Here is a 17543-nt window from a genome sequence, read left to right as displayed (position 1 = left end):
AGCTGATTAGAAGCAAAGCAGCATCGGTAGAGACTGCAGCGTCTGCCGGATCGGATATTAAGAGCGTGGACCGAACAGACCGGAGTTTTTCAAGCCGTCCCAGAACACGCCGAACTGAGGAATATCGAGCTGCTGCCCGGCATCCGACAGCGCCGTTTGCGGGTCGGGGTGAACTTCGATCATGATGCCGTCCGCGCCTGCGGCGAGAGCCGCCTTGGCACATGGAAGCATGATGTCTTTACGTCCCGTGGAATGCGTGACATCGACCATAACCGGAAGATGCGTTTCTTGCTTGAGCAGCGGAACCGCCGAGATGTCGAGCGTATTGCGCGTCGCCGTCTCGTAGGTGCGGATCCCGCGTTCGATCAGCATGATCTGCTCGTTGCCGCTGACCATGATGTACTCGGCCGCATGGATGAACTCGTCCAGTGTCGCGGAAAGGCCGCGTTTGAGCAGAACCGGGATTTTGGCGCCGCCCAATTCTTTGAGCAGTTCGAAGTTGTGCATGTTGCGGGCGCCGATTTGGATAACGTCGATGTAATCGGCTGCGATTTCGATATGCGACGGGTGTACGATTTCGCTGATGGTAGCCAGACCGAACTCGTCCGCGACTTCTTTCAGCAGTTTCAGACCGTCGAGGCCCAGACCCTGGAAATCGTAAGGCGAGGTTCTCGGCTTGAATGCACCACCGCGCATAACCGTAACGCCGGATTCTTTGAGCGCCTTGGCAACCGTACGCAGCTGTTCGCGCGATTCGATCGAGCAGGGACCGGCTACGAGAATCGGGCTCGGACCGCCGACCTCGACGCCTTTGAACTTGACGATCGTATCTTCCGGACGTTTTTTGCGGCTGACAAGCAGTTGGCGCTTATGTTCTTCCTGCTGAATGTTCAGCGAGGCTTTGAAGATTTCTTTGAACAGATGCTTCAGCGTACTGTCCGAGAACGGTCCTTTGTTCAGGCCGGTGACGCGATCCAGGATTTCTTTTTCGCGTTCCGGTTCGAACTTCGGCACACCCTGGGTTTCTTTGACTTGTCCGATCTGATGTACCAATTCGGCGCGTTTGCTGAGCAGGTCCAGAAGCTGTGAATCGATTCCGTCGACGCTGGCCCGCAGCTGTTCCAATGTTTCATTCATGTCTGCATAGTCTCCTTTGCGCTGTTTTCCCGCTTCGCCGCGTTATTCCGAAGCAGGATTAAAAAGCGTATTTCTACACATTCTAATCCGGTTAGCGTATACATAGCAAGACGTGATAGATTTTTCGGTCAAAAAAACGCTTTCAAAAATCGGATTTCTTTTATTCCCCGGCATGTTAAAATGGAATTGGGAACTTTAACCACCTGTTCAAACGGTTGAAGTCGCCTCTCTTACCGGTTATCCAACCTATCATTCGGGGGGAACGAGCATGATTATCGGAGTGCCCAAAGAAATCAAGAACAACGAATACCGGGTCGGGATGACGCCGGCTTCCGCCAAAGCCTATATCGCCGAAGGGCACGAAGTCCGGATCGAGAGCGGAGCGGGCTGCGGAATCGGATTTGCGGATGAAGATTATACGGCAGTGGGCGCGTCGGTCGTACCGAATGCCGGGGAAGCCTGGGCGGCCGACATGGTAGTCAAGATCAAGGAGCCGCTTGCGGCCGAATACGGATATTTCCGCAGCGGGCTTATCCTCTATACGTATCTGCATCTTGCGGCCGAATCCGAACTGACCTTGGCTCTGAAGGACCAGGGCGTAACGGGTATCGCTTACGAAACGATCCAACTGCAGAGTGGAAGCCTGCCGCTGCTGACACCGATGAGCGAAGTGGCCGGCCGGATGTCTGTCCAGATCGGCGCCCATTTCCTGGAGAAGCCGTTTGGCGGCAAAGGCGTGCTGCTCGGAGGCGTGCCGGGTGTCGAGCCCGGCAGGGTAACGATCGTGGGCGGAGGCACCGTAGGCGTAAACGCGGCCAAGATGGCGATCGGGCTCGGCGCGGAGGTCACCATTCTCGATATCAATGCCGACCGGCTTCGCCAGCTGGACGATCAGTTCGGCGGACGTCTCAAGACGCTGATGTCCGATCCGCACAACCTCGAGACGGCCGTGGAACGCGCCGATCTGCTGGTGGGCGCGGTGCTGATTCCGGGTGCCAGAGCGCCGAAGCTGGTCACCGAAGAGATGGTGCGGAAGATGGATGCGGGCTCGGTCATCGTGGATGTGGCAATCGATCAGGGCGGTTCGATCGGAACCATCGACCGGATCACGACCCACGACGATCCCGTTTACGAAAAACACGGCGTTCTGCATTATGCGGTTGCGAATATGCCGGGGGCGGTGGCCCGTACGTCGACGTTTGCTTTGACGATGGTTACGACGCCCTACGGTCTGCAGATTGCCCGCAAAGGCTTCCGGCAGGCGGCAATAGACAACCCGGCCATCGCCAAAGGCATCAATACCTGCGAGGGCTGCGTCACCTACCGCGCGGTCGCGGAAGCGCACGGTTTGGCGTATACTGAAGTAGAAGCCATTCTAAGCGAAAAGGGAGAGAGTCTCGCATGAATCATATTTTCCGGCTCAAAGCGGACTGGAACGGAGGACGGGGCGGTACCGGACGTATCGAAAGCGGACAGCTGAAGACCGAAATCTCGATTCCCGAACCGATGGATGGACCGGGAGTCGGCACCAATCCGGACGAAATGCTGCTTGGAGCCGCTTCAACCTGTTATATCATCACGCTTGCGGCCATGCTGGAACGCGCCTCGATCGAGGTCGAGAGCCTGACGCTGGATTCGGAAGGCATCGTGGACGTTACGAATAATGTGTTTACCTACAAATCGATTACGCACCGTCCGCTGCTCGTGCTCGCCGGCAGCCAGAAGGAAGAAGTGCTGGCCCAGGCCGAACGCTTGGCGTACAAAGCCGAAAGTTCGTGCATGATCACGCGGGCGCTCGAAGGCAATGTCGAGGTATCGGCGGAACCGACGGTGACTTTTGCGCAGAGAACGCATTAAACTTTTGCAGGCCAAGGAACAGTGGATGTGGAAAGGCGGGAAAGACCGTCAAGGACGCGGCGGTCTTTCTGGTTCTTTTTTGCGCGCCTTCGCCAGCTAATCCTTACGTTTGAACTATCCGATATATTCGCATAGAAAGTCAATTCACGCCGACAGATTCATACAGACGGCTTCGGGAGGACATACAATCATGCAACCGCAGTTTCGGATCGAAAAAGACTTCCTGGGAGAAAAGCAGGTTCCCGCCGACGCCTATTACGGCGTTCAGACGATGAGAGCGATCGAGAATTTCCCGATCACGGGCTACCGGATTCATGAATCGATGATTCGCGCACTGGGCATCGTCAAAAAAGCGGCCGCACTCGCCAATATGGAAGTGGGACGCTTGAAAGGACCTCTGGGCGCTTCGATCGTCGAAGCGGCGGGCGAAGTGATGGACGGAGCATGGAACGGCCAATTTATCGTCGATCCGATTCAGGGCGGCGCGGGAACATCGATCAATATGAATGCCAACGAAGTGATCGCGAACCGTGCGCTTGAACTGATGGGCAAACCCAAAGGCGATTATTTCCATCTGAATCCGAATGTGCATGTCAATATGGCGCAGTCCACCAACGACGTGTTTCCGACTGCTATCCATATTGCCGCGCTGTCGCTTGTCGAGAACCTGGAAGACACGATGGAGCGTCTTCAGCGTTCGTTCGAGAACAAAGCGCGCGAATTCGATCACGTGATCAAAATGGGACGCACGCATCTGCAGGATGCCGTACCGATCCGGCTCGGCCAGGAATTCGCCGCGTATGCGCGCGTACTCGGCCGCGATCTGCACCGGGTGCGCCGTTCCAAAGAACTGCTGCACGAGGTGAATATGGGCGCGACGGCTATCGGTACCGGTTTGAACGCCGATGTCACCTATATGGAGACGGTCGTCGTCAAGCTGGCGGAGATCAGCGGCATGCCGCTGCGCCACGCCGAAGATCTGGTCGACGCGACGCAGAACACGGACGCCTACACGGAATTGTCCGGCGCGCTCAAGATCTGCATGATCAACTTGTCGAAGATCGCCAACGATATCCGCCTGCTGGCTTCCGGTCCTCGCGCCGGATTGGCCGAACTCAAACTGCCGGAGCGTCAGCCGGGTTCTTCGATCATGCCGGGCAAAGTCAATCCGGTGATGTGCGAAGTGGTCAATCAGACGGCTTTCCAGGTCATCGGCAACGACCATACGATTTCGCTCGCGTCCGAAGCCGGGCAGCTGGAGCTGAACGTCATGGAACCGGTGCTGGTATTCAATCTGCTGCAGTCGATCAGTATCATGAATCAGGCACTGACCGTTTTCCGTACGCACTGCATCGACGGGATCGAAGCCAACGAAGCGAACTGTGCGGAATACGTCGAACGCAGCGTCGGCGTCATCACGGCGCTCAGTCCTTATCTCGGCTACGAAATTTGCGCCCGGATCGCCCGCGAGGCGATGACGACCGGACGTTCCGTACGTGATTTGTGCCTGATGCACAATGTACTCAGCGAAGAGGAACTGGACATCATCTTGAATCCGTTCGAGATGACCAAGCCCGGCATCGCCGGTTCGTCGCAGCTGACCCGCGAGTAGGCTTCGCAGGCAGATATGCGGCACGCGGCCTCGCTCTATGCCATACGGCCGTTTTCGAGAGCCTTTCGGGGATTTCGTGGACGGCTTTTTTGGCGCGGAACCGGTGCGGAAGCCGAACGCTTCCTGCAGAACAAAAAGCCGTATGCGGGCGCATACGGCTTGAAGTCATGCTTGGGGTAGGAGCACAAAAAGCGGAGCGCATCGGCATCCGCTCTCGAAGCGAAGACGCTTAGGAGCGAACTTCGCTTGTGGCGGCTTGGATGCCGCTGCCGAGCGCGAAAGCTTCGGCGACCAGACGAACCGATTTCAAGCGGGCTTCGAAATCGTGGATCGACGCGACGATCATCAATTCGTCGGTCTGGTATTCTTCGGCCAGTTCCAGCAGCCGGGCTTTGACTTTATCCGGGGTACCGACAACGCGGTAAGCGCGGGTTGCGGCAATCTGCTCGCGTTCGTACGGCGTGTAGGGATAATCCGCCGCGGTCTGCGCGGACGGCAGATAAGGAAGTTCCATCCCTTTGTACATCGCGAGGAAGAACAGATCGGAACTCGAAGCAAGCCGTTCGGCTTCTTCCTGCGTGTCGGCGCAGACAGCCGTAATGGCCGCCATCGATTTCGGCGTAGGCGACATCAGCGACGGTTCGAAGTTGTCCCGATAGAATTCGGTCGCTTCGCGGCCGCCCGGTGTACCGAAGAACTGCGCAAACGCATAAGAGGCTCCGGTCTGAGCGGCCAGGCGCGCGGTGCCTCCGCTTGAGCCGAGCAGCCACAATTCGGGTTTGGTCGCAACCGACGGCGACACGCTCAGTCCGGCAAACCGGTGGTCGGCCGGCACGGCGTCATTCAGATAGGCGATCAGATCGACAATCTGCTGCGGATAAGGATCGGCGCTATGGTACTGGCCTTCCTGCAGGGCGCGGGTGGACAGCGGGCGGCCGCCCGGTGCGCGGCCTACGCCGAGATCGATCCGTCCCGGATAAAGCGCTTCGAGCAGGCGGAAGTTCTCCGCCACTTTATAAGCGCTGTAATGCGGGAGCATGATTCCGCCGGAACCGAGCCGGATCCGCGAAGTATTCGCGGCCAGATGGGCGATCAGGACCTCCGGGCTGGAGTGGGCAAGAGCTTTGGAACTATGGTGTTCCGAGACCCAGAAGCGGCTGAAACCGAGTTTGTCGGCTTCGATAGCAAGGTTTGTCGTGGCCTGCAGCGCTTCGACGGGGCCGGAGCCTTCGGTAATGGTGGATTGATCGAGAATGCCGAGCTTAAGCATAGGAGTTTCCCCTTTCAACGCGCGATCTTCGAAGATGCGCGGAACCTGAATCGTAAATAGGTGAAGCACGGTCGAAACGAATGTACGGGCTTCCGAATAGGGGATCACCGATAGGGTCATCCGGTTTTCGGCTTCGCCGGAACCATTCGTTTGTCCAGTTTATTATATCAAATTCGTAAATAAACGTCAAAAAATAACCTGCTATACTTTATAAAGTTAAAAACGAGTCCTACAGCTCCCTTTGCCCAAGTTCCAGGCGGCAGACAAAGAGCGCGGTTTCGAATATCCCTTTTGAAGTCAGACACAACTATTGTCCTGCGAACCGGTATAATACAACAGATACAGCATCGAAGGCGATAACAGGGGGATGTACACACATGGGATTCAGGTTCAAAAAAAGTTCCGTCGGCATCAAAAGAGTATGGGGAGCGGCGCTAGCACTGGCACTTGCTGCGGGAACGGCTTCCGCCTACGCGGCCGATCCGGCCGAGGCCGCAGTCGCAGCCGTGCAGCCAAGCGGGACCGCGGCGGCGGTCGCCATTTCGGCCGAAATCGACGGGCAGCCCGCACCGTGGGGCAATCAAGCCTATCTGTATCATTCGCTGACCTATGTTCCGGTCCGCGAAGGCGCGGTATCGCTTGGTGCGCAGGTCAAGTGGGACAAGACGCGCCGGGCCGCGATCGTCACTTACAGCGGGGATGAACTTCTGTACCGCCCGGGTTCCGACTACGTGTCCGTCAACGGCTTCGAACTGCATATGCCGGGAACGACCCGGTATGTGAACGGCATTCTGACCGTGCCTCTTCGCGGCCTGACCGAACCGCTTCAAGCGGGAATCCGGCCGTCGACGAATCCGGGCAGTCTGAATTTGTCGCTGACGACAGATACGCAGACGAAGATCGATCCGGGTCTTGCAGCCGTTGACGAGTATTTGAAGCGTCAAGGCTTCTCGGGCAGCGTCCTGGTGGCCCGGAACGGCGAAGTGCAGATGCGCAAAGCTTACGGGCTGGCTTCCGCGGGAACGCGAGTTCGTCCGACCGACAAGATGAGGCTCGGTTCGCTGACCAAAACATTCACGGCGGCCTCCATTATGAAACTCCAGGAAGAAGGCAGGCTGAACGTCGAAGACACGCTGTCTTCGTATATTCCCGATTATCCGCGCGGCGACGAGATCACGCTGTCCATGCTGCTCTCGCATACATCGGGTATCGCGCTCAATTTTGCCCGCAAAGAAGGCACGCCGCTGCTCCAGACCGTCGAAGAGATCAAAGGCAGTTCGCTGAAATTCGCGCCGGGTACCGATTATATGTACAGCAACAGCGGTTATGTGCTGCTGGCTTTTATCATTGAGCAGGTATCCGGCATGAGTTATGCGGACTTCGTGCAGTCTCAGTTCTTCGAGCCGCTTGGCATGAACGACAGCGGGACCGCGTCGCGCGACATTCGGATTCCTACCGGATACGAATACGACAAGTCGCACCGGGTCTGGAAAAGCGTCGACGAGTATTACTTTTCGCCTTCCGGCACCGGCAGCTTGTATTCGACCCTTGACGATCTGCAGATCTGGGCGGATTCGCTGAGCGCGGGCAACGTGCTCTCCGAACCCACGATGGAAGCCATGTACACGCCGACTGCCTACAAGAACTACGGGTACGGCTGGATGACCGAAGGGGAAGGCGAAAACAAAGAGGTGTTCCACAGCGGCGGCGGAAGCGGCTATACGACCGGGATTCGGCGCGGCCTCGGCGACGGCACCCTTGTCGTGCTCCTCGGCAACCACGGCGGTCTCGATACCAACGCCATGACCGCCGCAATCCGAAAGCTGGCGTTCGCGGAATAAGTCGGCAGAATCCGCAAGTCCGATAAAAACCAAAAACAAAAGCCGCCGGCTGCAAGCCCGGCGGCTTTTGTTGTATCGAAAATTCCGGCTGTAGAAGGAAGCGGACCTGCCCGAATACCTCTTTTCCGCAGTCTGCATCCCGTTGGACTCAGCCCAGTCCGTTCTCGGCGGCATAACGTCCCCAATGCGGACGGGTTCCGTCCGCGTCGACGAAGCCGTACCGGTCCGAAAGTTCCCAGGAACTCAGTGCCCGGCCCGTGAAGGTCATCAGCTCGGGATCGGCGGCGAGCCTGGCTGCGGCCTGTCCGACATAAGCGGGAGTTTCCGACGCTATAAAATGCGGTTCCTGTTTCGTCGCTTCGCGCCAATGGGTTTCACTTACGCCAAAATGGTCCAGCATCGCTTCGGATCGGAGGAATCCCGGCGTCAGCGCGACGGCGGCAATTCCGTGCGGCCGCAGTTCTTCGGCCATGGCCGCGGCCAGATGGATGCCCGATACTTTGGCCAGGCTGTAGTAAACGTTGCCGCGGAAACGATAGTCCGTACCGTCCGTGATCTCCATGACAACGCCGCCGGGACGATTCAGCATCAGCGGAAGCATGTACCGGGAGGTGATCAGATGCGTATGCACCGAGCGGCGCTGGATGAGCAGACCGTCCTCGAGAGAATGCTCCCACAGTTTCTGGTCCCAGCGTGTCAGTCCGTCTCCGCCCCAGATATCGTTGACGAGGATATCCAACCCGCCCGCTTCGGCCAAGATCCGCTCGGCCAGTCGTTCTACCTGCCGCGGTTCGGAATGGTCGACCCGGACCGCCGAAGCCGTGCCCCCGGCAGCCTGTATCATCTCGGCCGTTTCTTCGATCGTTTCGCTCCGGCGCATATCGGACTGATCCGCTCTTGTGGTGCGTCCGGTTACATACACATGCGCTCCCAGAGCGCCCAGCTCGCGGGCGATTCCGCGCCCGGCTCCCCGGGTTGCTCCTGCGACCAGTGCCGTTTTGCCGCTCAGCGGCTTAGTGTTCATAGACATGCCAGCCCCTCTTTCCGTGTGTGCCGTGTCGGATAGGGCCGACCGTGAAGATCGCACCCTTGCCCGCTTCTTGAATATAAGCCATAATAGATGACAACCTTTGTCTTATATCAAAAGATTAAAAAAATACGGAAAAAGGGAGCTTGACGCATGAGAGGGGATCGACTGCTCAAGATTGTGCTGCTGCTCCAGAGCCGAAACCGCATGTCGACACGCGAGCTTGCGGAAGAGCTGGAAGTGACGCCGAGAACCGTAAGCCGCGATCTGGAGGCGTTGGGACAGTCGGGTATTCCCATTGTCGCCTATCGCGGGCGTTTCGGCGGCTGGAGTCTGATGGAAGGCTACCGCAGCGGTCTGACCGGCATGACCCCGGACGAGACGGCGGCCCTGCTGCTGCGCGCTTCTTCGGGGCCGCTGCAGGATTTGGGTTTGGAAGAACCTTATGAACGGGCGCTGCATAAATTGAGAGCCGTTTATCCCGAGCCCCGTCCCCAAAGCGCGGACTTTCTAAGCCGGCGCCTGCTGATCGACGAATCGGGTTGGCACGCTCGCGCAGCCGGCGTTCCCGAATCCCTGCCTGTCTGCCAGGAAGCGGTTCTGGAACAACGGCAGCTGCGTTTTGTTTATGTCAAATCGGCAGAAGAACCGGCCGCACCTTCTGTCGGCCGGATCGTGGATCCGCTGGGTTTGGCGGTCAAGCGAAGCGTGTGGTACCTGGTAGCCCGGGAGGGGACGGCGGTCAAGACGTTCCGCGTCTCCAAGATCACGGAGGCCCAATGTCTGGAGCGGACGTTCGATTATCCGGGCACGTTCGATCTGGCCGATTACTGGCAGGAATCGCTGCGGACTTTTCCGGACACGCTTCCCCGCTACGAAGCGGGACTTCGCGTCGAGGCGGAAGCTCTGGAAGCCTTTCGCTCCGAGCGTTACGTACGGGTGCGGCATACGGAACTTTTGGAAGACGGCGGGTACGCGGTTCAAGCGGATCTGGCCACTGCGGATTTCGCTCTGCGCTTTGTACTCGGTTTGGGAACGGCGGTGAGGGTTCTTGAACCCCGGGAGCTGGCGGAGCGGGTGGCGGCGGAGGCGAAGCGTATTACGGAGCTGTACCGGCCGCTGCCGGTCGAACCGCCCGGCAGCGATACGACAACGGAAAAGAGGGGACAAGCATGATTTTGCACAAAGGAGAAATATTGTTCCGGCAGGGCGACGACGGGAAATATTTGTATCGGGTACACAGCGGGCTCTTCAAAGTCACGCGGCTGCACGAGAACGGAAACATCATTTTGTTCAACGTGTTTTATGCCGGGGAAGTCGTTCCCCATCATTCGCTTATCAGTCCCAAAGAAACGCACGGAACCGCGACGGCGATGGTTCGCAGCGAAGTGGAACCGATTCTGGCGGCCGACTGGTATAAGAGCCTGGCGGAAGATCCGAAGAAAGCCCTCGAGATCGCTCTGCTGCTGCAGGAGAAAGTCCGATTTATGCAGCAGCGGATCGATCATCTGACGGCCGGAACGCCGGCGGAGAGATTGAGCCTGCTGCAGCATTGGATGGGAACCTATACATACGGGCAGCCGCTTACCGATCTGCTGACCCAGGAAGAAATCGGCCAACTGATTGGACTGCGTCGGGAAACCGTCAATCGTCTGCTGCGTGCGGCCAAGTAACTTTTTTACGAAAAAAAACATATATTTTACATGAAAATAACAAAAAACACCATCATTTTGTCGCTTCGGCGGCAATTTTGTGGTAAAATAGTTTAAAAAGGTGACTGCGCTGGGTAAGTAATCCTCAGACTTCACCATCCAATTACAGAAAGGATCAGGATACCATGAGTCCCCGAAGGAGTATTCCCCAAAGGACAATCTGGAAACGTTACGATCTCTCCTATACTTAGCGCCTTTCGTAGATAGTTTGTCGGACGACCGTTATTGACAAACGCTGCGAAAGGAAGGGAACACCCATGCGAAGGACGAAGGCCTCGCGGTTTTCCCCTCTTAGCCGCAGCATTTTGTCGATTTGAGACAAATACTGCGAAAATGAGGAGATCATCGTATGAAGGCAAAAGGGAAAAGGATGAAGCGGTCCGCGCAGGCGGCCGCGATCTTAACAGGCACGTTCGTTATGGCATTCGCGTTTTATCACATTAATTTTCAAAACCATCTTTCGGAAGGCGGTTTTGTCGGCATTTCGCTGCTCGGCGAGTATGCGTTCGGGCTTTCGCCTGCGCTGACCATTCTGCTTCTCGACATTCCGTTCATGCTGCTGTTCGCCCTCAAAAAAGGGTGGAAGAACATGGGACCTGCCGTTCTTGCGGCGGGATCGTTCACGGTTTTCTACGCCGGCATCGAGCATTTCTCGACCCTGAATTTCGATCTGCACGGACAGCTCTGGCTGGCCGCTCTGCTGTCGGGAATTCTGACGGGAATCGGCGGAGGACTGGTACTGCGCTGCGGCGGAGCGACGGGCGGAGACGACTGTGCCGCTATCTGGCTGCATGAGAAGACCGGCCTCAAGATCGGAACCGTCTTTATTTTGATGGATGCTTCCGTCCTGCTGGTATCGCTGTTTTATCTGCCGCTGGCTGAGACGCTGTACACCGTAGCTGCCGTATGTATCGGAGGCAAAGTGATTACCTGGATGGTGGAACCACAGATTCTGCGCCACGGTCTGGTATCGATCACGCGTATCCTGATACCTTCGAAACGTCATGGACATGTCGCACCGGAAGTCAAAGGTTTGAATAGAGTGTAAGATACAGGGCCCAAGGGGAAGGCCCGGAGCCGCCAACTTCCCCGTCCATAAAAAACCGTTCCGATTTTCTCCGTGTTGGAGAAAGCCGAAACGGTTTTTTTATGCGCTGTCTGTACAGCTGTTAATCCGACGATTTCGAACTTCCGTGCTGCGGATGATTTTCGTCCCATTCTTCCGCTTTTGCCGTAGCGATTGCGATCGCGCGTCCTTCTTCGTACCCTTCATCAAGCAGCGCATTGGCGATTTCGATCGCTTTGTCGCGCACGCGTTCGTCCAGGTTTTTCATCGACTGCGGGTAATCCTTTTTGTTCCAAGGCATACCGGTTCCTCCTTTTCGGATAAAATGAATACCATGAAGCTCTGTTTATTACCTACCCGGAGTGAAAAGAGATTAATCACAGAAGAATGACGGCAGGCGGACAAAAAATGTTCAAAATTAAAACTTCCTGTTATGATAAAAAACGGGTTCCAAAAAAACAGGAAATTTGACAGGGATGGAAGGGGTTTGACCATGAAAGTGACTTTGATTGCAGGAAGCAACCGGGAGCAGGCCAGCAGCACGCAGTTGACCTTCTATATCGCGAAATTGTTGGAAGAACAAGGATTCGAAGCGGAAGTATTCAGTTTGTACGAACACCAACTGCCGCTGTACGGCCCCGGAGAAGCCTACGGACATGAAGAAGTGCTCCAATTGTCCCAGGCTGTCAAGTCGGCGCAGGCCGTTGTCTTGGCTACGCCGGAATATCATTCTTCAATCTCGGGCGCACTCAAAAATGCGCTTGATTTCCTGAACAGCGAATATTTCGAAGGCAAACCCGTGCTGTCGGCAAGTTCGGCGGGCGGAATCGTAGGCGTCTCTTCGCTGGGCACTCTTCAAGGCATCGTTCGCAATCTGCACGGCCTGAACTGCCCGGAATGGATCTCGATCGGCAGCGACCAGCGCAAATTCGACGAAAACGGCGATCCGGCCGATTCGGCAACCGAACTGCGGATCCGCAAAGCGGTCGATACCTTCGTTCATCTGATCCGCCGGATGTACGTTTAAGACTTTCGGAAAAATCCTTCGCTGCTTGCTGCCGAGGGTTCCCAGAGCCTAGAAGGTTTAATAGAAAACCCCCGAACGCCGCTGCAGCGGTATCCGGGGGTTTTTGCAATTTACGATTGGGCAAACATTGCGCGGTACTCGCCGTAGCCTTCTGCTTCGAGTTTATCCGCCGGTACGAAACGCAGAGCCGCGGAGTTGATACAGTAGCGCAGGCCGTCCGGGCCCGGACCGTCGTCGAATACGTGGCCCAGATGGGAATCGGCTTCTTTGCTGCGGACTTCGGTCCGGATCATGAAGTGGGTCAGGTCGACTTTTTCCTTCACGTGGTAATCGCGGATCGGTCGGGTGAAGCTCGGCCAGCCGCAGCCGGAATCGTATTTGTCGAGGGAACTGAACAGCGGCTCGCCCGAGACGATGTCGACATAGATGCCTTCGCCGTGATGATCCCAGAATTCGTTGCGGAAAGCGGGTTCCGTTCCGTTTTTCTGGGTGACATTGTATTGGATATCGGTCAGCTTTTGTTTCAGATCGCTTTTGTCGATTGTTTTTTTCCAATGATCTTCGATAAAAGCTTCGCGTCCGGACGCTTTTTTGTAGCGGTTGTAATGGGCCGGATTTTTTTTGTGGTACTCTTGATGGTAATCTTCGGCTTCATAGAACGTTTCGGCCGGACGGATTGGCGTGACGATCGGTTTGTCGAAGCGGCCGCTTTCGCCCAGTGCTTTTTTGGAAGCTTCGGCTTTGATCCGCTGTTCCTCCGTATGGTAGAAGATCGCGGTGCCGTAAGAAGAACCGCGGTCGTGGAATTGTCCGCCGCCGTCTGTCGGATCGATCTGCTGCCAGAACAGTTCGAGCAGTTTCTCATAAGGGAAAATGTCCGGGTTAAACGTGATCTGAACAGCTTCGACGTGTCCGGTCGTTTCGGAACACACTTCTTTGTAAGTCGGGTTTTCGGTATGTCCGCCTGTATATCCCGAGCGGACTTTGACAATGCCGGGCAGGTCTTCGAACGGCGTAACCATACACCAGAAGCAGCCTCCCGCAAATGTTGCCTTTTCGATCATGGAAGATGAATAATCGGCCATGGTTAATCCCTCCGCAATTTTTATTTTAAACGATTATCTGACGGGCAATTAAATGGAACTATATTTTAAATTATAAACGATTTCGCCAAGTTCGCCAAGTCCGAGCCTTTCTTTGCACGCAGCTTCCGGTACTTTGCGTCCTACTAAAGCTAGTAAACGTTCCGTCAGTCCGCGAATCAGGAGAGAGGGCGAAGAAGTCTTCTGGAGACGGACGTTCTTTTTTGCCAAGCTTCGGCCGTGAGGGTATACTCGAAAAGGAAGCGATACGTCCCGCAGAGGATGTGGCCGCAAGCGGCACTTGAAGAAAGTGGGGAATCCGAAATGAAGAATACCGCCCATCCGGCAGCAGCCAAAAAAGCGAAGCGGAGAACACGCATTGCGCTGGTAGGAATCGGAGGCATTGCGGAAAAGGTGTACCTTCCTCTGCTGGCCGGGCACCCGGAAGCGGAAGTCGTCGGTCTGGTCAGCCGGACAGAGGAGCGTGTGCGCGAAGCTTCTTTGCGGTATCGGATCGAGCAGGCTTCGACCGATCTCGACGATCTGCTGCGCTGGCAGCCCGACGCGGTGTTTGTGCACACCTCTACCGACTCGCATTATGCAATCGTGATGAAGTGTCTGGAGGCGGGCCTGCCGGTCTATGTCGACAAGCCGCTTTCGACCGATCCGGCCGAGTGCCGGGCCATGGCCGCCAAAGCGGAACAGCAGGGCATTCTGCTCGGCGTGGGATTCAACCGCCGCTATGCGCCGCTGTATACGCAGGCGCGAGCGTGGATCGAGGCATCCGGAGGATTCGCCCAGGTTCATGCGGCCAAACACCGGACTTCGCTGCAGAACCGATCCGCCCGCGAAACGGTATATGACGATCTGATTCATATGCTCGATCTGCTGCTCTGGTTGGGCGGCGCAGAAAGCGGCAGCTTGTCCGGCAGTCTGGATACGGATACGCAAGGGCGGATGCTGCAGGCTTTCGGTTCGATGCGTCTGGGCAAAGGTATCGGCAGCTACGGTATGGTTCGTTCCGCCGGCCGCGATCTCGAGCGTCTGGAACTGCACGGAAACGGGCGCACGGCGGTCGTGGAAGATCTCGAGCGGGCGGTCTTTACCGAAGCGGGCGGCAGTCCGCAGGAGCAAGGTTTCGGAAGTTGGGACACGGTGCTGAAGCGCCGCGGCTTCGAAGATGTCGTGCAGCATTTCCTCGATACGCTGCATACGCCCGGGGAATGCCGGATCCGCGCGGACCTCGTGCTGGGCTCGCATGAACTGGCGGAGCGCGCCGCAGGTCTGTTGTAACCGACGCGAAAGGAAGGAGACAAAAAGATGAGCGATTACGGAGACGACGATTACGAACGTTACGAGAGTGCCGAAGGACGGCGGGAGTGGGAGAAGAAAACGCAGGAGAAGATCGTGGAAACCTACCGTCAGGAAGAGGACATGATGATTCTCGTCTATGCGCAGTGGTGTATCAACAACGATCTCGATCCGGTTGAGCTGTATGCCAAGGCTTATCCGGAGCAGCTGGCCAATGAACGCTTGGAACGCGTGCTGAAGCTGACCGTGACCAAAGAGGAAGCCGGCGATGTCACGGACGAGACGCTGCTCGGCGTCCTGTCGATGTTCGGCAACGCGGATCTGGGCATGGTGGTATCGGAAGTGATCGAAGAGAAGAAGCGCGGCAGGAAAGGCTGATCCGGAACTTGCCTGCGTAAAGCAATGACGGACGTTTGCAAAAAAAACCGAAAATCCCGCAGGACGCTTTGAAGCGTCTGCGGGATTTTCGGTTTGGCGGCTTGCGGTTCTTACATTTTTTCCTGACGCGTATGCCGGAAAGCTTTGGGAGACATCCCGAACTTGCTGCGGAATACCCGATGGAAATACGTATAGTTGGCGAAGCCCGATGTCTCGGCCACCTGTTCGAGCGGCATGGGGCTGAATACGATCCGTTCTTTGGCCATATCCAGACGCACTTCAAGCGCATACTGCATGATGCTCATATCGAACGTCTCTTTGAACAGATGGACGCAGCGGGAGACGCTGGTATCGACGTAAGCGGCCACGTCTTCGAGTTTGAACAGGGAGGACGCATTTTCTTCGATGTACTGTTTGATCCGGTGAGCGAGAAAAGACTTGCCCGAGGAAATCGGCTGCTCGCTCAGCAGGCGGTCGGTCTCCAGACACAGAATCCGCAGATAGTAATCGGAAATGCGGGGGTCCGGGTTGGAGATCCGGCGCTGTTCGATCACGATCTGGCGAAACAGGCCGAGAAGTCCTTCGCTGAGCGGAATCCGGATTCGGGTCGGACGCCTGCGCTGGTTCCACCAGTGGTCGATCCAGTCGCCGCCGAAAAAAATATGGTAATCGCCGCTTTCCATAGGACGTTCGGAGCTGTCCGAAGCGTCGGGCGGGAATATTTTCAGCTCATACGTGTCGTTCGGGCCGTACAGCAGCAAATCCCCGGCTTCGATCAGCTGCATTTTGCCGTCAATCAGCGCTTCGGAATTGCCGTCCGTCTGGAGTCGGAGCAGATAGCTGCCCAACCCTTCGGTACGGTGGACATGGAACGGTGTTCGATGGAAGGAAAATCCTGCGGTAAAAACCTGGCAGGAGAGGTCGGTCGTCTGCATAATGGCTGCTCCTTGAGAAAGAAAATAAAATAATGACCAGATTGTTCATGTTTCGATTATATTCTTCATTTTAATACAAATCGATTTGCAATACCATGAACTCGAACCAACCACACAACCGGAACCGAAAAAGAAATCGAACTAAAATCGAAGAACGACAACTTAACGGTAAGGAGTGGTGTTCCTTGAAACGCATGAAGATCGGAATTATAGGCTGCGGCAACATCAGCGCTATCTATTTGCAGAACTTGGGGACCAGCGAATGGGCCGAAGTGGTCGCGGTCGCCGATCGCATACCCGAGAAGGCGCAGGAGCGGGCTGCCGAATTCGGCATTGCAACCGCTTGCACCGTCGAGGAGCTGCTGGCCGACGAGTTGATCGAACTTGTCATCAACCTGACGATTCCCGCCAGCCACGCCTCGATCAATCTGGCCGCCGTCCGAGCCGGCAAGCATGTGTACGGAGAAAAACCGCTTGCGGTTTCTCTCGAAGACGGCCGCCTTGTTCTGGAAGAAGCCAAGAAACGCAGTGTAAGCGTCGGTTGTGCCCCGGATACCTTTTTGGGAGCGGGCGTCAGCACCGCCCGCCGCGCCATCGAAGACGGACTCATCGGCCGGCCGGTCGCCGGCACGGCGTTCATGCTGGGGGGAGGCCCCGAAGACTGGCACACCGATCCGGAATTTTTCTACGCCTACGGCGGCGGGCCGATGTTCGACATGGGACCGTATTACCTGTCGGCGCTTGTGAATCTGCTGGGTCCCATTCAGCGGGTCAGCTCTTCGACAGGCATTCAGATTCCCGACCGGGTAATCGGATCGGGACCCAAAGCGGGCACCCCGATTTCCGTCCAGACTCCGACCCATCTGGCCGGGACGCTCGATTTTGCGGGCGGAACGATCGTGACCATGATCATGAGCTTCGACGTTCGCGGAGCCACCGAACTTCCGAGAATGGAGATTTACGGCACATCGGGTACCCTGTCCCTGCCGGATCCCAATTTCTTCGGCGGAGACGTACGTCTGCGGCGCGCCGGTTCGGATAATTGGGAGACGCTCAAGCCGGTATTCGAAACGGAGCGCAACGAGCGCGGGATCGGCGTGGACGACATGATCAAATCGATCCGGGAAGAACGGCGTCACCGGGCCAGCGGCGATCTGGCTTATCATGTGCTCGAAACGATGCATGCCTTCATGCGCTCATCGGCCGAAAGCCGGCATATCACCTTGGAAAGTTCGTACAAAGTTCCTGCCGCAAGAAGAGATTCGCTCAAATTATAATTTGATAAAAA

At 56.5% G+C, this 17543-nt stretch carries 17 protein-coding genes; 11 read left to right on the top strand and 6 right to left on the bottom strand.

Annotation, left to right across the window (positions count from 1 at the left end; translation table 11 throughout):
- Positions 1-57 precede the first annotated feature (57 nt).
- On the bottom strand, positions 58-1137 hold the full coding sequence (locus HRQ60_RS06175) for a bifunctional 3-deoxy-7-phosphoheptulonate synthase/chorismate mutase (RefSeq protein WP_172194775.1): 1080 nt from the start codon (positions 1135-1137) through the stop codon (positions 58-60).
- A 268-nt stretch (positions 1138-1405) separates the two neighbouring features.
- On the opposite strand from HRQ60_RS06175, the gene ald reads away from it, so the two are divergent.
- The 3 genes from ald to aspA all read left to right on the top strand — a co-directional run bounded on the left by ald (position 1406) and on the right by aspA (position 4606).
- Entirely contained in the window at positions 1406-2542 is a 1137-nt protein-coding gene (gene ald / locus HRQ60_RS06170; protein ID WP_172194774.1) for an alanine dehydrogenase, read from the top strand.
- Positions 2539-2994 (top strand): OsmC family protein, encoded by a 456-nt coding sequence (locus HRQ60_RS06165; RefSeq protein ID WP_172194773.1) that lies wholly within the window; start codon positions 2539-2541, stop codon positions 2992-2994. Before ald ends, HRQ60_RS06165 begins: the two co-directional genes overlap by 4 nt.
- Positions 2995-3184: 190 nt before the next feature.
- A complete protein-coding gene (gene aspA / locus HRQ60_RS06160; RefSeq protein WP_172194772.1) occupies positions 3185-4606 on the top strand; it encodes an aspartate ammonia-lyase in 1422 nt (473 codons plus the stop codon).
- 229 nt (positions 4607-4835) lie between these two features.
- Here the strand turns inward: aspA and HRQ60_RS06155 are convergent, their stop codons facing one another.
- Entirely contained in the window at positions 4836-5876 is a 1041-nt protein-coding gene (locus HRQ60_RS06155) for an LLM class flavin-dependent oxidoreductase (protein ID WP_172194912.1), read from the bottom strand.
- 377 nt (positions 5877-6253) lie between these two features.
- On the opposite strand from HRQ60_RS06155, the gene HRQ60_RS06150 reads away from it, so the two are divergent.
- Complete coding sequence (locus HRQ60_RS06150; protein ID WP_172194771.1) at positions 6254-7717, top strand: serine hydrolase domain-containing protein; 1464 nt, start codon at positions 6254-6256, stop codon at positions 7715-7717.
- Positions 7718-7865: 148 nt separating this feature from the next.
- Here HRQ60_RS06150 and HRQ60_RS06145 read toward each other — a convergent pair whose 3' ends face one another.
- Positions 7866-8741 (bottom strand): SDR family oxidoreductase, encoded by an 876-nt coding sequence (locus HRQ60_RS06145; protein ID WP_172194911.1) that lies wholly within the window; start codon positions 8739-8741, stop codon positions 7866-7868.
- Between the two features lie 156 nt (positions 8742-8897).
- On the opposite strand from HRQ60_RS06145, the gene HRQ60_RS06140 reads away from it, so the two are divergent.
- The 3 genes from HRQ60_RS06140 to HRQ60_RS06130 all read left to right on the top strand — a co-directional run bounded on the left by HRQ60_RS06140 (position 8898) and on the right by HRQ60_RS06130 (position 11504).
- Positions 8898-9920, top strand: coding sequence for a helix-turn-helix transcriptional regulator (locus HRQ60_RS06140; protein WP_172194770.1), 1023 nt, complete (start codon positions 8898-8900; stop codon positions 9918-9920).
- Positions 9917-10417, top strand: coding sequence for a Crp/Fnr family transcriptional regulator (locus HRQ60_RS06135; protein WP_172194769.1), 501 nt, complete (start codon positions 9917-9919; stop codon positions 10415-10417). The genes HRQ60_RS06140 and HRQ60_RS06135 overlap by 4 nt, the downstream gene beginning before the upstream one ends.
- Before the next feature lie 388 nt (positions 10418-10805).
- Positions 10806-11504, top strand: a complete 699-nt coding sequence (locus HRQ60_RS06130) for a YitT family protein (RefSeq protein WP_172194768.1) — start codon at positions 10806-10808, stop codon at positions 11502-11504.
- Between the two features lie 121 nt (positions 11505-11625).
- Here the strand turns inward: HRQ60_RS06130 and HRQ60_RS06125 are convergent, their stop codons facing one another.
- Complete coding sequence (locus HRQ60_RS06125) at positions 11626-11823, bottom strand: DUF2188 domain-containing protein (RefSeq protein WP_172194767.1); 198 nt, start codon at positions 11821-11823, stop codon at positions 11626-11628.
- Positions 11824-12015: 192 nt separating this feature from the next.
- Here HRQ60_RS06125 and HRQ60_RS06120 point away from each other — a divergent pair, with 192 nt between their 5' ends.
- Positions 12016-12549 (top strand): NADPH-dependent FMN reductase, encoded by a 534-nt coding sequence (locus HRQ60_RS06120; RefSeq protein WP_172194766.1) that lies wholly within the window; start codon positions 12016-12018, stop codon positions 12547-12549.
- 110 nt (positions 12550-12659) lie between these two features.
- On the opposite strand, the gene msrA is transcribed toward HRQ60_RS06120, so the two are convergent.
- Positions 12660-13634: a peptide-methionine (S)-S-oxide reductase MsrA gene (gene msrA / locus HRQ60_RS06115; protein WP_172194765.1), complete on the bottom strand. Its 975-nt coding sequence runs from the start codon at positions 13632-13634 to the stop codon at positions 12660-12662.
- 321 nt (positions 13635-13955) lie between these two features.
- Between msrA and HRQ60_RS06110 the strand changes: the two genes are divergently transcribed.
- Both HRQ60_RS06110 and HRQ60_RS06105 read left to right on the top strand, forming a co-directional pair.
- Positions 13956-14924 (top strand): Gfo/Idh/MocA family protein, encoded by a 969-nt coding sequence (locus HRQ60_RS06110; protein WP_172194764.1) that lies wholly within the window; start codon positions 13956-13958, stop codon positions 14922-14924.
- Positions 14925-14951: 27 nt separating this feature from the next.
- Positions 14952-15320, top strand: a complete 369-nt coding sequence (locus HRQ60_RS06105; RefSeq protein WP_216671497.1) for a hypothetical protein — start codon at positions 14952-14954, stop codon at positions 15318-15320.
- 110 nt (positions 15321-15430) lie between these two features.
- On the opposite strand, the gene HRQ60_RS06100 is transcribed toward HRQ60_RS06105, so the two are convergent.
- Positions 15431-16255 (bottom strand): AraC family transcriptional regulator, encoded by an 825-nt coding sequence (locus HRQ60_RS06100; protein WP_172194763.1) that lies wholly within the window; start codon positions 16253-16255, stop codon positions 15431-15433.
- Positions 16256-16440: 185 nt separating this feature from the next.
- Here HRQ60_RS06100 and HRQ60_RS06095 point away from each other — a divergent pair, with 185 nt between their 5' ends.
- The gene (locus HRQ60_RS06095; RefSeq protein WP_172194762.1) at positions 16441-17532 is read left to right on the top strand and encodes a Gfo/Idh/MocA family protein; all 1092 of its coding nucleotides are present in this window, start codon (positions 16441-16443) and stop codon (positions 17530-17532) included.
- The last annotated feature ends 11 nt before the right edge of the window (positions 17533-17543 follow it).

It is taken from the genome of Saccharibacillus qingshengii (assembly GCF_013185195.1).
Classification (GTDB): domain Bacteria; phylum Bacillota; class Bacilli; order Paenibacillales; family Paenibacillaceae; genus Saccharibacillus; species Saccharibacillus qingshengii.
Note: the sequence above shows the minus strand (reverse complement) of the source record. Positions and strands in the feature narration are given on the sequence as shown.